Source organism: Kitasatospora sp. NPDC088264 (assembly GCF_040685715.1).
Lineage (GTDB): Bacteria > Actinomycetota > Actinomycetes > Streptomycetales > Streptomycetaceae > Kitasatospora.
Genome location: NZ_JBFBIR010000014.1, coordinates 93,947 through 110,713, shown reverse-complemented (window position 1 = coordinate 110,713; position 16,767 = coordinate 93,947). Strand labels below are relative to the sequence as shown.

Sequence of the window (16,767 nt, the reverse complement as noted above, 5' to 3'; positions counted from 1 at the left end):
CGATGCCAGAAACTCTGCAGCGGCGGCGCATTGTCCGAAAGAGCCCTCTGGGCAGGACATTCAAGTCGGACAACGATGTGAGGGGGCGGGAGAGGCCTGCCAGGGGTGGTGAACGTGGACACGCGGCCGAACGGGACACGGCGCAAGGCCCGACTGGGCAGACCGGAGCGGTTCGTCGATCCGCAGGCCGGTCCGGTGGAGCGGCTCGCCTGGGAGCTGCGCCAGCTACGGGACCGGTCGGGCGCACCGAGCTACCGCGCGCTGGCGAAGGAGTCGCACTACTCCGCCAGCACGCTGGCGGAGGCAGCGAAGGGCGAGCGCCTGCCGTCGCTGGCCGTGGTGCTCGCCTACGCGCGGGTGTGCGGCGGGGAGAAGGCGGAGTGGGAGGCCCGCTGGCTGGCGGCTTCCCGGGCCGTCCAAGGGCCGTCCGCCACGGCGCAGGACGGCGACAAGGACCGCGCGGACGGGGGCGACCCCGCTCACTGCCCGTACCTGGGACTGGCCGCGTTCGGCACGGGGGACGCCGACATCTTCTTCGGCCGGTCGGAACTGGTGAGCCACCTGGTCCGGCACGTGGGTGACCACCGGCTGACGGCAGTCGTCGGCGCCTCCGGCAGCGGCAAGTCCTCGCTGCTGCGGGCCGGGCTGCTCCCCCGGCTCGACGAGTCCTGGCACACCGCGCCGCTGGTCCCCGGCGACCACCCGCTACGGGCGCTGGCCCTGGCGGTCTGCGCCCTGACGGGCGGTGACGCGGAGGCACTGTCCCGCGCGCTGGCCGACGAGCCCGCGGCCCTGGGGATCGCGCTGGACACCTGGCTGGTCACGCAGCCCGCCGACCGGCGCGTCGTCCTCGTCGTCGACCAGTTCGAGGAGCTCTTCACCACCTGCGCGGACGTCGGGGAGCGGGAAGCGGCCCTGGCCTGCCTGGCCTGGACGGCCGGCGACCGCACGGCCGTCGACGGGACGGCCGACGGCCACACAGCCGGCGACGGAGCGGCCGGGGCCGGCGCGGCCGAGGCCCGGGTACGGGTCGTCATCAGCGTGCGCGCCGACTTCTACGACCGCTGCCTCGCCCACCCCGCCCTGGCCGCCGCCCTCCGCTCCGGCGCCCAACTGCCGGTCGGCGCACCCACCCGGGCCGAGCTGCGGGACATCGTCGTCGAACCCGCGGCCCGAGCGGGCGTCGTGGTGGACCCCGACCTGCTGGAGGCCGTCCTCGCGGAGGCCACCGGCCAGCCCGGCGCGCTGCCGCTGGTGGCCCACGCGATGCGCGAGACCTGGACCAGGCACCGCGGGACCGTCCTGCGGCTGGCCGACTACCGGGCCACCGGCGGCATGCGGGGAGCCATCACCCAGACCGCCGAGGCCATGTACGCCGCTCTCCCGCCGGGCCACCAGGAGGCCATGCGGCTGCTGTTCCTCCGGCTCACCGCCCCGGGCGAGGGCACCGAGGACACCCGCCGCCGCCTGGCCCGGAAGGAACTCGACGGCCTCGCCGACGCCGCGACCGTCGACGACCTCCTGCACCGGCTCGCCGCCGCCCGCCTGATCGTCCTGGCCGACGGCACCGTCGACGTCGCCCACGAAGCGGTCATCCGCGCCTGGCCTCGGCTGCGCCACTGGCTCGACGTCGACCGCGAGGCCCTGCGGACACACCGCCGGCTCACCCAGGCCGCCCTGACCTGGAACGAACTCCAGCGCGACCCGGGAGCGTTGTACCGGGGAGCACAGCTCGCCACCGCCTGGAGCTGGTCCCGTACCCGCGGCGCGGCGCTCAACCGGCTTGAGTCCGCCTTCCTGGACGCCAGCACCGCGGCGGACGGCCAGCGTGGCCGTCGCCGGCGCCGGACGGTCGTGGCGCTGGCCGTCCTGACCGTGCTCTCCCTGGTGCTGGCGGTGACCGCGTTCGTCCAGGGGGAGCAGTCCGACGCGCAGCGCCGCGTCGCGGTCTCCCGCGAACGGGCCGCCCAGTCCAGGCAACTCCTCGAAACGCAGCCCGAGGCCGCGGCGCTGGTCGCGCTGGAGGGCTACCGGACGGCCCGCACCACCGAGGCCCGCGGCAGCCTGCTGAGCGCCTACGCCGCCTACTCCTCCAACCAGTTCACCGGTCACACCGGCACCGTGACGGCGGTGGCGTACGCGCCCGACGGCCGCACCCTGGCCACCGGCAGCGCCGACCACACCGTGAAGCTGTGGGACACCACCACCCACCGCATGCTCGCCACCCTGACCGGCCACACCGGCATCGTCAACACGGTCGCCTTCAGCCCCGACGGCCGCACCCTGGCCAGCGCCGGCGCCGACCGCACCGTACGGCTGTGGGACGTCGCCTCCGACCGCACGACGGGCATCCTCACCGGCCACACCGGCGCCGTCTCCTCGGCGGTGTTCTCGCCCGACGGACACACCCTGGCCACCGCCGGGTACGACCAGACCGCCCGGCTGTGGGACGTGGCGTCCCAGCGCGCCCTCACGACGCTCACCGGTCACGCCGGTTCCGTACGAGCGGTGGCGTACGCGCCCGACGGCCGCACCCTGGCCACCAGCGGCGCCGACCACACCGTGAAGCTGTGGGACACCACCACCCACCGCATGCTCGCCACCCTGACCGGCCACACCGGCGCCGTCGGCACCGTCGCCTTCAGCCCCGACGGCCGCACCCTGGCCAGCGCCGGCGCCGACCGCGCCGTGCGGCTGTGGGACGTGGCGTCGCACGACACCACGGCCGTCCTCAACGGGCACACGCAGGAGGTGAGCCAGGCCGCGTTCACCGCCGACGGCCGCACCCTGACCACGATCGGCCAGGACAACACGGTCGCCCTGTGGGACGTGGCCGAGCGCCGACTGACCGCCACCCTCCACGAGACCAACACATCCGCCCCCGCGCTGGCGCTCTCCCCCGACGGCAACGAGCTGGCCACCACCGCCACCGACAACATCGTCCACACGTGGGACCTCAAGAGCCGCCAGATCGCCGCCACCTTCAGCGCGACGAACGACCTGGACACCCTCGCGACCGTCGCCACCTACGCCCCCGACGGCCGGACCCTCGCCATCGGCCACACCGACGGCTCCGTCACCTCGTGGACCACCGCTCCGCTGCGCCCCGCCGTGACCTTCGCGGCGCACAGCCAGGGCATCATGCACCTGGCGTTCTCCCCGGACGGCCTCCTGCTGGCCGCCGCGAGCTCCGACCGCACGGCACGCCTGTGGGACGCCGCGTCAGGCCGCCCGGTGGCCACCCTCGAAGGCCACACCGACCAGGTGTCGAGCGTCGCCTTCTCCCCCGACGGCCGCACCCTGGCCACCAGCAGCCTCGACACGACCGTACGCCTGTGGGACGTGGCGACCCACCAGACGACAGCGGTCCTCCAGGGGCACACCAGCCTGGTCTCCAAGGCCGTCTTCGCCCCCGACGGACGCACCCTGGCCACCGCCGGGTACGACGGGACGGTGCGCCTGTGGGACCTGGCCACGCACCGCACCGTCGCCGTCCTGTCCGAGAACACCAACGCCATCGCTTCCCTGGCCTTCTCCCCCGACGGCCGCACCCTGGCCACCGGCAGCTCCGACGCCACCGTGCGCCTGTGGGACGTGGCGCAGCGCCGGACGGTCGCCACCCTCACCGGCCACATCAACACCGTCTTCTCCGTCACCTTCAGCGCCGACGGCCGCACGCTGGCCAGCACGGACGCCAGCGGCACGGTGTGCCTGTGGGACGTGGCATCACAGCAGGTCACGGCACTGCTCGTCGGTCACACCAGAGCCGTGCACACGGCCGCCTTCAGCCCCGACCAGAGCACGCTCCTCACCGCCGCCAGCGACGGAGCACGGCTGTGGCCCACGGACGCGGACCGGACCGCCGACCGCATCTGCGACCTGAGCCGGAGCAACCACTGGCCCGAATCCCTCTCCGGTTCCGCCACGGGCGACACCTGCCGGTGAGCTCCGAGTCGTTGACGTAGCCCGCGCCCACAGCGCACCCGCCCACCCACAGCTCTCCTGCTTCGCCGCCCGCACCCGCCCGCACCCGCCCGCACCCGCCCGCACCCGCCCGAACGCCGGATGTGCCACGAAGACACCGCCAACCCCCCGTTGCGCGGATCGTCGGAGCGGGCGGACGGGCCGGGGCGCCGGTCGCGGTCCGTCAGTTGGGCATCGGGCGCGGGCGGCTGGCGGGGGGATCCGAGGGGATGTCGTCCACGCTGGGCAGGTTCTTCAGGAGCCAGTGGACGCTGTTGTCACCGCCGAGTTCGGGGAAGTCGACGACGGCGGTCTCGCAGAGCCAGATCAGGTGCTCCTTCATGGTCCGGTGCCCCTTGGCCTTCTGCTCCGCGGCGAAGTCGTAGTACTCGAAGGTGGGAGCGGCACAGGCTCCGTCCCAGGCGGGGTCGTCGCTGCCCGGGGTCGTCATGAGGAGTTCCGCGATGGGGTAGAGCACACCGCTCATCGAGGCGATGAAGGTGCGTTCCAGGTGGTAACGGGTGCTCGTCCGGTTCGGGTTGAGGTTCGACCGGACGGCGTAGAGCTTGTCGAGCATGGCCAGGGTGTAGCAGTAGGCGGCATTGAAGAGGAGGGCCAGGCCTCCGGCCGGTCCGGAGAAGTCCTTCACCCGGGGATCGCCGGGGACGTTGCGGACCTGCCCGATGACCTCGATGCCCTGTTCGATCCTCTTGAACTTCGCGTAGTGCGAGAGCTCGTCGAGGCCGGGTCGCGGGTTGACGGGGTCGATCGGGACGGTGGCCTTCTTCGGGTCCACGCCCTCGCCCTGCTCGATCACGATCTTCAAGGCGGTCTGGGCCGTGTCAAGGTCGGTGATGACCACGGGTTCGCCGCCGCCGTCATGGTTCCAGTACGCGCTCTCGTACTGCCAGGGGGCGTTTGCCTTCGCGTACTTCCACACGCCGTCCGGGTCGACCTGGGTCAGGTGCTTGAGGCCCTCTTCGATCGCCCGGTAGAACTGGCCGAGCGTGTTGTACTCGTCCGGTTGCGGCTCGGCGCCCTTCTCGGCGGGCAGTTCCAGCGGCAGGAACACCCGGGTCATCAGGTCCTTGCTGCACCGCTCCAGGTGAAGGGTCAACGGCGGAGTCCGATGGAGCATCTTGCTCGGGTACTTGGTGATGAAGTCCGGGTCGTAGAAGACGATCCGGTCCGCTCCGCCGAGCGCGACCGCCAGGTTGCGCACCAGGCACAGGTGCAGCATCTCCTCGATCGCGATGCTGATGATCGTGCGCTGGGCGGAGATTCCCGGGTCCCACTGGCTGTGGCCCTTGGTCCCGATGGAGTAGGCCGCGTACAGGTACATCGGGATCGTGGACAGCTCGACCTGGGCCGCCTGATGCAGGTGGTCGAGCAAGGCGTCGATGTCCTCGATCGGCCGGTCGGCCTTGATCGTGTCGATCGGGGTGACGGCGAAGGGGATGTCGGCCAGGCGACGGGTGGCGGACTTGGTGGCATCGGTCGTCATACCTCGGCTCCGTTCGGTTCCGGGCGCTCGTGGCGCGGTGAGGGCGGTGCGGGTGGCGGACCGGCCCGGTCGGGGCGGTCGACTCGGTCGGGGTGGCCTGCCCGGTCGGGGCGGTCGACTCGGTCGGGGTGGTCGGGGAACCCAGCCCGGGAGGCGAGGAGCGTGCGCCGGACGTCCTCGGTCAGCTCCGTCACGTGGACGCCGTGGTCCCGGCGGCGCAGCAGCAGGAGTACGGGGCGTGCGGCCGGCGGCTGCGGGTCCTCGCCGCGGGCCACCGCGGCCGCGTAGCGGTGCACGGGGTGCCGACAGGCCAGCACTCGGCACGCGCGGTCCGGCTCGGCGTCGTACACCTCGGCGAAAGCCCTTTCATATCCCGCGAGTTCGACGATCAGCTGGACCCAGGGATCGACGTCGTGGCCCGGTGGGTCGCGGTCGGGTCTGGTGGTCGCGAGGTGCGACGCGAAGCCGTCGGCGAAGTGCTCCAGGGTCCAGCTGCGGGACGGGCAGGTGTTCAGGTACTCGGTGGCGAGCGCGTCGAAGGCCTCCGGCCCCAGGAGTCGGCGCAGCGCGGGGAAGCAGGAGCGCAGGCAGGCCAGTAGGCGCAGCCGGTAACCGCGGCGGTAGATGTCCAGCCGCTCGCCGGCGGTGAGCCGGCTGGACGGCGTGAGCACCTGGGCGGTGGCCTCGCCGCCCTCCTGGTCCGGTCCGGTGGCGTGGAGGACGGCGGCCTGCAGCCAGTGCTGGAGTTCGGCCAGGTGCGCCGGCGCCCCTTCGACCGTCGACATGTCAGACTCCCGTCGCGACGGGGATGTTCGCCGGATCGAGGGCCCGCTGGCGCGCCTTTCCGAGTTCCGCCACCAGCTCGGGGAAGGGCGGCAGGCGGTCGTCCCACTCCAGCAGGGTGGACACGGGCCCGGTCAGCGCGATCGCCGCGTCGTACAGCTCCCACACGGCCGGTGCGACCGGTCCGTCATGGGTGTCGATCAGATGTGTGCCCGCGTCGGTGTGACCGGCCAGATGGATCTGTACGACCCGGTCGTGCGGGAGCGCTCCGAGGTATGCGCGCGGATCGGTGTCGTGGTTGACGGCCGACACGTAGACGTTGTTGACGTCCAGCAGGAGCCCACAGTCGGCCTCGACCGCCAGCCGCGCGACGAACTCCTCCTCCGGCATGGTCGATGCGGCGAAGCCCACGTACGTGCTGGGGTTCTCCAGCACCAGCGGGCGCTCCAGGAAGTCCTGCACGGTCCTGACCCGTCGCACCAGATGCGTCAGCGCGGCCTCGGTGAAGGGGACCGGCAGCAGGTCGTGGGTGTTGAGCCCGGCGACCCCGGTGAAGCACACGTGGTCCGACACCCAGGCGGCGCCCACCGTGTCGGCCAGCCGCCGGAGCCGCCCCAGGTAGTCGAAGTCCAGGGGCTCCACGCTGCCGATCGACAGCGACACCCCGTGCATGACCAGGGAGTGCCGCTCGGCGACCCGGTCCAGTACGTGACGTGGGTGGCCGTGGGAGTCGAGGTAGTTCTCGGAGATGATCTCCAGCCACTCGGCGCCCAGCCCATCACCGAGGTGGTCCAGTACGTACCGGTGGTGCGGGCCGCGCAGGCCGACACCGAACCCCAGGTTCGGCAGGTCGAAGCGGGACACCCGGTCGATCCGCTCGCCCTGGTGGGGCTCCGTCACGCGGTCGCCTCGTCCGACGGCAGCGGCAGCACCTGCGGCTTGCTCCGGTCGAGCCTCTTCTTCCTCCGCTCGGCCTCGTTCACCTCGTACGGCGGGACCAGGTCGTCCGGGTAGCCCTCGCCCGGGGACGGGCCGAACGGGAGGCCGGCAGCGTACATCCGGGCCTCGAACAGCTGGCGGGCGAGCTTCCAGACGCTCTTGCCCTTCAGCGGGCCGCCCGCGAACACCCGGCTGACATTGATCGGGCTCGCACAGCTGCCGTTCTGCCGACAGGCCTGCTCGCCCGGCTTGGCGAGTTCCGCGTCGGGGCCGGTGTAGCCGCACCCGCCCTGCCCGCGGCACTCGTTGGCGCCGTGGCACACGTGCAGGACGGTGGCACAGGCTCCCATGCCCGCCATCGGCGCCTTCTCGTCGATGTCGTGGTTGCGGCAGGCGTTCAAGCCCATGCACACATGGAGCTCAAGGGCCTTCTGCAGCTCGGCCGCGGACACGCGCGGCCCGCCGGCCTCGTGCGCGGCGTGCCGCAGCGCAATCCCGTCGTCGCCGCCGAGGATCACGCGCTCGATCTCCGCCAGTTCCCCGGGGCTCAGATCCGGGAAGCCGTCACCGCCGGCCGCCCTGCCACTGTTCTCCCTGCCACTCACGAGTACCTCCTCGATCGCCTTGGGTCGGGCACGCACGGCAGTGCGATCTCACTGCGATGTCACACGATGTGACGCGCGCCACAGTCGCCAAGGTCATCACAGCCGGAGGCGGGCTGGATAGCGCCAAATGAGTAGTGTGCGAATTATTCCTGCGGAGCGAGCTCCGGGCGCTGCGCGGGGCAGGCGGTTCGGACGGCGGCCCTGGTCCGGGGTGCTGCGCGGGCGGCTACGCGTCGAGCGGGATGGTGCCGAGGGCGACGGTGAAGCAGGCGCCGCCCTCGGGGCCGTGGCCGTGGACGGTGATGGTGGCGCCGAGCCGGTCGGTGAGGCGACGGGTGATGGCCAGGCCGAGGCCGGTGCCGCCGGGGCGGGTGCCCGCATAGCGGGAGTGCAGGGCGCCGGGCTCGAAGGCGACCCGGACGTCCTCGTCGGTCAGGCCGGGGCCGCCGTCCCGGACCTGTAGCTCGGTGTCGCCGCTGTCCGTTCGCCGCAGGGCCAGCACCACGGGGGCGCCGGGCGGCGAGATCCGCACGGCGTTGCCGATCAGGCCGTCGAGCAGCTGGCGGACCCGGAATCCGTCGGTGACCGTGATCACGGGTTCCCCGGCCGTTTCCACCCGCAGGTGGAGTTCGCTCTGCCGGACCCTCTGGTCCCAGGCTCGCGCGGTCTCACGGACGAGGGCGGTGAGGTCGGTGGGTTCGCGGGTGATGGGGAAGTCGTCGGCGTCCAGGCGTGCGAGTTCGAGCAGGTCGGAGACGAAGCGGTCCAGGCGTCTGGTCTCGGTCAGGAGGATCTGGCCGACCTGGGCCTGCTGCCCGGGTTCGACGACCCCGTCGGTGAGGGCCTCGGCGTAGCCCTGGAGTGCGGTGAGGGGGGTACGGATCTCGTGGGAGATCGAGGTCAGGAAGTCGCGCTGGCGTTGTTCGCTGCGTTCGAGGGCGGCGCCCAGTGCGTTCAGGGCCTGGGCGACGTCACGGGCCTCGGTGGGGCCGTCGGCCTCGCAGCGCAGGCCGCGTTCACCTGCGGCGAGTCGGTGGGCGACACCGGCCGCCGCGACCAGGGGGCGGGCGATGCGGCGGGCCAGCAGGGCTCCGGCGAGGGCGGCTCCGACCAGGCCCGCGACCAGGGGGAGCGTCAGGCTGCCGCGCATCCGGCCGGCAGCCGCATCGACCTCGGTGAACGGCTGGGTCAGCACGACAGCGCCGCCGTTGCTTGCCGGGTGTCCCTGGACGAGTACGCGCTGGTCGCCGAGCGAGGCCGTGGCGGAGAGCGTCCGTCCGGCGAGCAGCGCGTCCCGGTCGGCCGGGGCGACGGCCTGCGCCGCAGGGCCGTCCACGTGTCCGTCGGGATCGACGACGGCGACCAGGACGCCGGTGGCCCCGGTCAGCCGTTGGGTCTGGTCGAGGAGCAGCACGGACAGGTTGGGAGCGAGGCTGAGCACGGTGGCCTGCCGGGACAGGCGCTCCCGGTACTGGGACTCGGCGTTGGAGAAGGCGGTCTGCCAGGCCGCGACCCCCGCCAGTAGCACGGCCGTGGCTGCCACCACGGTGGCGAGCAGGACCAGGCTGCCGGTGAGGGAGCCCGCGCGCAGGCGCCTCACCGCTCCGGCTCCTGGGCGCTGTAGCCGATCCCCCGCACGGTGCGGATCGGGCTGGCGTCGCCGAGCTTGGCGCGCAGCTGCGAGACGTAGACGTCGACGACCCGGCTGTCGCCGTAGTCGGCCTGCCCCCAGACCTGGGCGCGGAGCTGCTCGCGGCTGAAGACCTGACCGGGCCGGGCCAGCAGGTGGGCGAGCAGGTTGAACTCGGTGGTGGTCAGCTCCAGCGGTTCGCCGTCGCAGAGCACCGTGCGGCGACCGGGGTCCAGGCGCAGCCGGCTGCCGCCCAGGACGGCCGAGACCGGTGGGCCGGCGGTGCGGCGCAGCACCGCCTTGACCCGGGCGACCAGCTCGCGGGGCGAGAACGGTTTGGTGAGGTAGTCGTCGGCACCGATCTCCAGGCCGAGGATCCGGTCGGCCTCCTCGTCCCGGGCGGTGACCAGGATGACGGGCGTCCAGTCGTCGGCGGCGCGCAGCCGGCGGCAGAAGTCCGTGCCGTCCAGCCCGGGCAGCCCGATGTCGAGAACGATCGCCACCGGCCGCAGCCGTGCCACGGCGGCCAACCCGGCGGTGCCGTCGGCCTCGGTGTGGACGCCGAAGCCCTCGCGGGTGAGGTACAGGCGCTGGAGGTCGGCGATGTGGCGCTCGTCCTCCACCACCAGCACAAGGCCCTTGCTCTGTGTCATCTGTCCGGTGTCACCGCAGTCTCCCCGCGCCGCGGCACCCATCCCGCGGCTGCTTGGCCAGTCGCGCGTGCCACGGCTTCGAACTGCACCGATGCTAACCCGCGGGCCGTCACCGTCCGGCGGACCGACGGCGATCCTTACAAGGCCCGAACACAGGCCGAACCTTCGCCTTGCACAACGGCGACAGGATGCTTCCGACCTCGCCGACCGGCGGGGTCGGGACAAGGGAGAGCAGTCGTGCTCACGGGCTCCGGATCCCTCGTGCTGCTCGGTGTCTGTGTTGCGGCCCTCCTGATCGTCGCGGTCGTCGTGCTGCTCACGCGCACCGGTCGCGCCCCGTCCCCAGGACAACGGCCGACCACAGGACGCCGCCGGGACCGCACCGGGCCGCCCGCCCCCCTCCGACGCCCCGACAACGACAGCAGGACAATGATGACCATCCGTCCAGAACCGGCCCGAACCGCCACCGCGCGGCTGGGCCGCCTCCGCCGCCCGACCACCCGGCGAGGCCGGATCACTCGCGCCGTCGTCCTGCCCGTGGCCGTCGTGCTGGCCCTCGCCGGGGGCGGCGAGGCCGTCACCCGGCACGTCCTGAAGAGCCGGATCGCCGACCGCATGGGGAAGGCGCTCGACACCCGGGTGACGGTCGACACCGGCGCCGGCCCGGCGCTGCTCGCGATCCTCGACCGGCACCTGGATCACGTCACGCTCGGCGCGGACGACGCCCACCTCGGCTCACTCACGGGCGCCTCGGTCCGCATCACGCTCGACGACCTCCACCTGGCCGAGCCCGCGACGGCGTCCGACGTCCGGGCCACCGTCACGATCCCCGCCGACTCCCTGGCGGGAGCGATCCACGACTCGGGCCAGGGCGTTCCCGTCAGCAGCACCCGGACCGACCCCGCCACCGGCACCCTCCTGCTCGCCCTGGGCCCGGGTGGCATGGGCCAGTTGACGCTGAAGCCCGCCCTGGCCGACGGCCGGGTCACCATCACCGCCACCAGCCTGCAGTTCCTCGGCCGAACGATCACCGGTCCCCAGCTCGACCAGATCAACACCAAGCTCACCGCGCGGAACCGACAAGCCGACTACCCCCTGTCCCTCAAGCCCGTCTCACTCACCGTCACACCGACCGGACTCGCCCTCACCCTGGCCTCCGGCCCCACCACGCTGAAGCAGCCATGAACCAGGAGCCGACCCCGGCGATGACCGACCCCACGACACCACCGTCCAGCCACCCCACGACACCGCCGTCCAGCCGCCGCACCCGCCTGCGCCGACGCATCGTCGTCGCCGTCACGGGCCTGCTCGTCCTCGCTCTCACCGCGGCGTCCGGCGCGCTGTGGCTACTGACCGGCAAGTTGCTGCACCCCACCGACGACACCCCGCTGAACACCCGCGTCATCGCCGTGGGGGCCGCGACGGTGACCCTTCCCGCCACCGACGAGAGCCGCTACACCGGCACCTACGGCCTGGTCTGGCAGGACAGCGGATCCGCACAGCGGCGCTCGGGAGAACTCGGCCGCGTCCTCGCCTCGGACGGCAAGACCGTCACCCGCGAACTCCAGGCCACCACCCCACCCGCCGTCGGCGCCAAGGCGAAGATCATCGTCACCGTGTGGAACTCGGACCCGCGCCGAGCGGTGGGGCTGGACCACCAGGACGTCAGCTACCCCGGCGACCTGGGCCCGATGCCCGCCTGGTACCTCCCGGGCTCGCGCAGCACCTGGGTCATCCAGGTCCACGGGCTCGGCGCCGGCCGCAGCGCGGGCCTGCGGACGATGCCCGGACTGCACGACCTCGGCTACCCTATCCTCGACATCACCTACCGCAACGACCCCGGCGCACCCCGCGACTCCAACGGCAACCGACAACTCGGCAACACGGAATGGCGCGACCTCGACGCCGCCGTCCGCTACGCCCGCGCCCACGGAGCCTCCGGCGTGGTGCTCTACGGGTTCTCCATGGGCGGCGCCATCGTCGAGAACTACCTTCAGCGCGCCCAGGACACCAGCGCGGTCCGCTCAGTCGTCCTCGACTCACCCGCACTCGACTACCGGGCGGCCATCGACACGATCGCCACCGGCCTCGGACTCCCGTTCCCCATCGCCGACCTCACGGCCCCCTTCATCCGCTTCCGAGCCGGAGTGGACCTCGACCAGGTCGACACCCTGGCGGCGAACCGGCGCGACGGCGGCCCCGAACAGCCCGTGCTGCTCTTCCACGGCACCGCCGACACACTCGTCCCGTACGCCGGCAGCGCCCGGTTCGCCCGCGACTGGCCGGACAAGGTCCGACTCGTCACCGTCCCCGGGGCCGGCCACACCGGCTCCTGGAACGCCGACCCCGCCCGGTACGACAAAGAGCTCGCCGACTTCCTCGGTCAGCACTCCTGACCGCGTCCCGGGCACCGCGCCGCAACGCCGAACAGCCCCACTGACACACCAGCCGTCCCACCAAGGAGGCAACCGATGAGCCGAACCCGCCCCGCAGCCCTCGCGGCCGCGCTCCTCACCCTGACGACCACCGCACTCGCCGCCACCACCGGCACCGCCCACGCCGCCCACGCCGCCCACGCCGCCACCGTCAACTACGTGGCCCTCGGCGACTCCTACTCCGCGGGCGGCGGATCATCCAGCACGTACCTCAACAGCTGCAACCAGAGCACCAACGCGTACCCGTACCTCTACGCCCAGTCCACCTCACCGGCCACCTTCGACTTCCAGGCCTGCGGCGGCGCCACCACCACCGACGTCGTGAACAACCAACTCGCCCCGCTCACTTCCGGCACCACCTTGGTCAGCATGACCATCGGCGGCAACGACGTCGGCCTGCGCGACGTACTGGCCTCCTGCCTGCTCGGCAGCGACGCCGCCTGCCTCAGCGCCGTCTCCTCCGCAGAGAACACCGCCCGCACCCAGCTCCCCGGCGAACTCGACACCGTCTACGGCGCCATCCGCTCCCGCGCCGCCAACGCCCACGTGGTGATCCTCGGCTACCCCCGCTTCTACGACCCCGGCGCCCCCCTCTGCCCGGGGATCAGCCCGGCCAGGCGTGCTGCCCTCAACGACGGCGCCGACGTCCTGAACAGCGTCATCCAGAGCGAGGCCGCCAAGTACCCGAACTTCGCCTACGCGGATGTGACCAGCCGGTTCGCCGGCCACCAGCTCTGCGACCCCGCTCCCTGGCTGCACGCCCTGAACTGGCCGATCGGACAGTCCTTCCACCCGACCGCCGCCGGCCAGGCCGGCGCCTACCTCCCGGCTCTGGAAGCAAACGGCTGACGCAGCCCCGCCGCCCGCCGCCATCGGACGGCGGCGGACGGCGGACGGCCGGCGCCCGGCCGGCGGTGGGCATCAGGAGGGCAGGGTCCAGCGCTGGTTGGGGCCGCCGTGGCAGTCCCAGATCTGCAGCCTGGTCCAGTCGGCGCCGCTGCCGTCGCGGGCGTCGAGGCAGCGGCCGGAGGCCGGGTTGAGGAGCGTGCCGTCCGGGCGTGGCTGCCAGCGCTGGGCGCCGGTGCCGTTGCAGTCGTAGAGCTGGGCGGGCGTCCCGGCGGCGGTCCAGCCGTTGGTGACGTCCAGGCACTTGCCGAGGGCCCGCAGGGACTCGTCCTGCCCGACGGTCCAGTCCTGGGCGCCGGTGGAGTTGCAGCGGTAGAGCTGGACGGCGGTGCCGTTGGCCGTGTCGGCGCGGTTGAGGTCCACGCACTGCCCGGCGATGCCGGTCACCCGGCCGCTCGGGCGGGGGGTGGCCCAGCTCTGTTCGGCGCCCCCCGAGCAGGTCCGCAGCAGCAGCCGGCCGTCGGCGGCCGCGAGGCAGCGGCCGGACGCCGGGTGGAGGATCGAGGAGCCCGGGCCCGGGCGCCACACCTGGTCGGCGCCCGCGGTGCAGTCCCGCAGCCGGACGGCGGCGCCGTCGTCCGGGCCCGCCGGGGTCAGGCAGCCGTCGAGGGCGCGGACGGTGCCGTCCGAGCCGACCGTGGCGTCCTGGGCCGCCGTGCCCGCGCAGCCGGCCAGTCGTACCGCCTCGTTGCCGTCCGCGGCGGCGGCGCCCGCGTCCAGACAGGACCCGTCGGCACCGGTGATCCGCCCGGACCAGGTGGAGACGACCGGAGAGCCCGGGACGTCCACCGCGCCCTGCAACTTCGGCGCGCGCGAGGAGGAGCCGACCATGAGGCCGTACCGCCCGCCGGGGACCTGCCAGCCGTGCACGCCGGGATCCCAGACCGCGAAGGAGGAGCGGTCCAGCGGCAGTTCCACGTGCGTCGACCGGCCGGGCGCCAGCGTGACCTTGTCGAAGGCCTTGAGCTGCTGCGGCGGCTCGCCGGCCGCGGACGGGAAGGAGACGTACAGCTGCGGCACCTCGGTGCCGGTCCGGGCGCCCTGGTTGGCGAGGTCGAAGCCGACCCGCACCCGGCCGGCGGCGTCCGGGCCGGTCACGGTGAGGTTGCTGTAGCCGAAGGTGGTGTACGAGAGGCCGTGGCCGAAGGGGAACAGCGGGGCGGTGGCGGTCGCGTCGTACCAGCGGTACCCGACCGCGAGCTGCTCGGTGTAGTGGTAGGCGCCGTCCGTGCCGGGGTACTGGGAGGCGTCCCGGATCGGCGTGGCCGCCGCCGAGGTCGGGAAGGTGACGGGCAGCCGCCCCGCCGGATCGGCGTCGCCGAACAGCACGTCGGCGAGCGCGGTGCCGCTCTGCTCGCCCGGGTACCAGGCCTCGACCACCGCCGGCACCGCGTCCAGCCACGGCATGGTGACCGGCCCGCCGGTGTTGAGCACCACCACCGTCCGCGGGTTGGCGCGGGCGACGGCGCGGATCAGGGCGTCGTCCGCCGGGGCGAGGTCCAGCGAGCCGCGGTCCGCGCCCTCGGTCTCCTCGTCGCCGACCACCACCACCGCGACGTCCGCCCCGGCGGCCACCGAGGCGGCCGCGGCCGCGTCGTCGCCCGGGTGGTAGCGCACCGAGACGCCCGCACCGGCCCGGGCGGCGATGCCCTGGCGAGGCGTCACGACCTGGTCGGGGTAGGGGGCGACGTGCGAGGAGCCGTAGCCGCCGGTGTAGGCGTGGTCGGCCCACGGGCCGATCACCGCGACGGACGACAGGTGGGCGGCGTCCAGCGGCAGCACCGGCCCCTGGTTGCGCAGCAGTACCGTCCCGGCGGCGGCCGCCGCCCGGGCGTCGCGCGCGCCGGCGGCGGGGTCGGAGGCGGGCGGATCGGAGGCGGGCGGATCGGAGACGGCCTGGCCCGAGCCGGAGCCGGGGCCGGAGCCGGGCGGCCGGCCGCCGTCCAGCGCCCCGGTCCGGACCATCAGCCGCAGCACCCGCCGCACCTGGTCGTCCAGGACGGCCGGGGCGAGCCGCCCGTCGGCCACGGCCGCGTTCAGGTCGGCGAAGTACGTCGTACCGCCGAACTCCTGGTCCAGCCCGCCCGCCGCGGCGTTCACCGAGGAGTGGGTGGCCGGGTAGTCGGAACCGATCACCCCGTCGAACCCCCAACGGCCCTTCAGCACGTCCCGCAGCAGCGGGAAGTTCTCGCACGCCCAGATGCTGTTGACCGGGTTGTAGCCGCACATCGCCGACCAGGCCCGGCCGTCCCGGACGGCCGCTCGGAAGGCGGGCAGCTCGATCTCGGCCAGCGTCCGCTCGTCCACCTCCGAGCTGTACGACTGCCGGTTGTTCTCCTGGTTGTTCGCCGCGAAGTGCTTCACCTGCGCCGCGACCCCCTGCGCCTGGATGCCGCGGACCTCCGCCGCCGCGACCCGCCCGGCGAGGAACGGGTCCTCCCCCAGCGTCTCGAAGTTCCGCCCGCCCTGCGGCACGCGCACGAGGTTCACCATCGGCGCGTACAGCACCTGGTAGCCGCGCGCCCGGGCCTCGCGGCCCAGCACCGCGCCGTAGGTGGTGGCGAGCCCCGGGTCGAAGGCGGCGGCCAGCGACACCGGTGCCGGCAGCGCCGTCGCCGGTTGCCCGTCCCGCACGCCGGCCGGGCCGTCGGACAGCAGCAGCGGCGGGATGCCCAGCCGCGGCACGCCCCGGACGTAGCCGACCGCGTACACCCCGTTCGGTGCGGCGATCCCCTGTAGCAGCGTCGCCTTCTCGTCGGTGGTCAGCTGGCCGAGGAGCGCTTCGATCCTCTGCTCCGGCGACGGCCCGCCGTGCGACCCCCCACCGTGCGACCCCCCGTCCTGAGACCGCCCGCCGTGCGACTGCGGACCGGCCGGTCCGGCGACCGCTGGGCACATGCCGGAGCCGGAGGCGGCCGCCAGGAGGCAGCCGCTGAGCCCGAAACGGAGTATTCGCGTCCACGAGGTGATACGCCGCATGGCAGCACCTTTCGACGAAGGCGGGCCGAGCCGGGAGGGCCGGGAAATGTGACGGCCAGTCAAATTTACGGCGCATTAACACTTACCGGCAGGTAGCGCGCAAGGGCGCGTCGGAGGCACCAAGGGCGCGAACGGTCACCGAGGGGCGCAGGCGGGGGCGCGGACGGCGTCGGCCCGGCCGTCGTTGACGCGTCGTCTATCCGCTGTCAACACGCCGACCCTAGACGAACGGTGCTGCGCAACGGTCTGTACGCCGAGTTCCTCGGGGCGATCACCGCGCCCTGCCCTGGAGATCATCGCCGGAGGGCGCTGAGCGCCGAACGGGCTGGCGCTGTCCATCACGTGTCTACCGGTGCCTCGTACGTTCTGC

At 73.3% G+C, this 16,767-nt stretch carries 11 protein-coding genes; 4 read left to right on the top strand and 7 right to left on the bottom strand.

Annotated elements, in window-relative coordinates:
- Nucleotides 1–114: 114 nt before the first annotated feature.
- Entirely contained in the window at nt 115–3,945 is a 3,831-nt protein-coding gene (locus AB0O82_RS14290; RefSeq protein ID WP_363583448.1) for a cytochrome D1 domain-containing protein, read from the top strand.
- Between the two features lie 202 nt (nt 3,946–4,147).
- Here the strand turns inward: AB0O82_RS14290 and AB0O82_RS14285 are convergent, their stop codons facing one another.
- The 6 genes from AB0O82_RS14285 to AB0O82_RS14260 form a co-directional block, all read right to left on the bottom strand.
- Nucleotides 4,148–5,467, bottom strand: a complete 1,320-nt coding sequence (locus AB0O82_RS14285) for a ferritin-like protein (protein WP_363583446.1) — start codon at nt 5,465–5,467, stop codon at nt 4,148–4,150.
- Nucleotides 5,464–6,252: a DNA-binding domain-containing protein gene (locus AB0O82_RS14280; RefSeq protein WP_363583444.1), complete on the bottom strand. Its 789-nt coding sequence runs from the start codon at nt 6,250–6,252 to the stop codon at nt 5,464–5,466. The genes AB0O82_RS14285 and AB0O82_RS14280 overlap by 4 nt, the downstream gene beginning before the upstream one ends.
- A 1-nt stretch (nt 6,253) precedes the next feature.
- Nucleotides 6,254–7,150: a DUF692 domain-containing protein gene (locus AB0O82_RS14275; protein WP_363583442.1), complete on the bottom strand. Its 897-nt coding sequence runs from the start codon at nt 7,148–7,150 to the stop codon at nt 6,254–6,256.
- The gene (locus AB0O82_RS14270) at nt 7,147–7,794 is read right to left on the bottom strand and encodes a hypothetical protein (RefSeq protein WP_363583440.1); all 648 of its coding nucleotides are present in this window, start codon (nt 7,792–7,794) and stop codon (nt 7,147–7,149) included. Before AB0O82_RS14270 ends, AB0O82_RS14275 begins: the two co-directional genes overlap by 4 nt.
- Before the next feature lie 226 nt (nt 7,795–8,020).
- Complete coding sequence (locus AB0O82_RS14265) at nt 8,021–9,394, bottom strand: HAMP domain-containing sensor histidine kinase (protein ID WP_363583438.1); 1,374 nt, start codon at nt 9,392–9,394, stop codon at nt 8,021–8,023.
- Nucleotides 9,391–10,077, bottom strand: a complete 687-nt coding sequence (locus tag AB0O82_RS14260; RefSeq protein WP_363583436.1) for a response regulator transcription factor — start codon at nt 10,075–10,077, stop codon at nt 9,391–9,393. The genes AB0O82_RS14265 and AB0O82_RS14260 overlap by 4 nt, the downstream gene beginning before the upstream one ends.
- A gap of 432 nt (nt 10,078–10,509) precedes the next feature.
- Here AB0O82_RS14260 and AB0O82_RS14255 point away from each other — a divergent pair, with 432 nt between their 5' ends.
- From AB0O82_RS14255 to AB0O82_RS14245, 3 genes are all read left to right on the top strand, one after another.
- The gene (locus AB0O82_RS14255) at nt 10,510–11,262 is read left to right on the top strand and encodes a DUF2993 domain-containing protein (RefSeq protein WP_363583434.1); all 753 of its coding nucleotides are present in this window, start codon (nt 10,510–10,512) and stop codon (nt 11,260–11,262) included.
- Nucleotides 11,263–11,282: 20 nt separating this feature from the next.
- Complete coding sequence (locus AB0O82_RS14250; RefSeq protein ID WP_363583432.1) at nt 11,283–12,473, top strand: alpha/beta fold hydrolase; 1,191 nt, start codon at nt 11,283–11,285, stop codon at nt 12,471–12,473.
- A 75-nt stretch (nt 12,474–12,548) separates the two neighbouring features.
- Complete coding sequence (locus AB0O82_RS14245) at nt 12,549–13,361, top strand: SGNH/GDSL hydrolase family protein (RefSeq protein WP_363583430.1); 813 nt, start codon at nt 12,549–12,551, stop codon at nt 13,359–13,361.
- Nucleotides 13,362–13,433: 72 nt separating this feature from the next.
- Here AB0O82_RS14245 and AB0O82_RS14240 read toward each other — a convergent pair whose 3' ends face one another.
- Complete coding sequence (locus tag AB0O82_RS14240; protein ID WP_363583428.1) at nt 13,434–16,397, bottom strand: glycoside hydrolase family 3 C-terminal domain-containing protein; 2,964 nt, start codon at nt 16,395–16,397, stop codon at nt 13,434–13,436.
- Nucleotides 16,398–16,767: the final 370 nt, after the last annotated feature.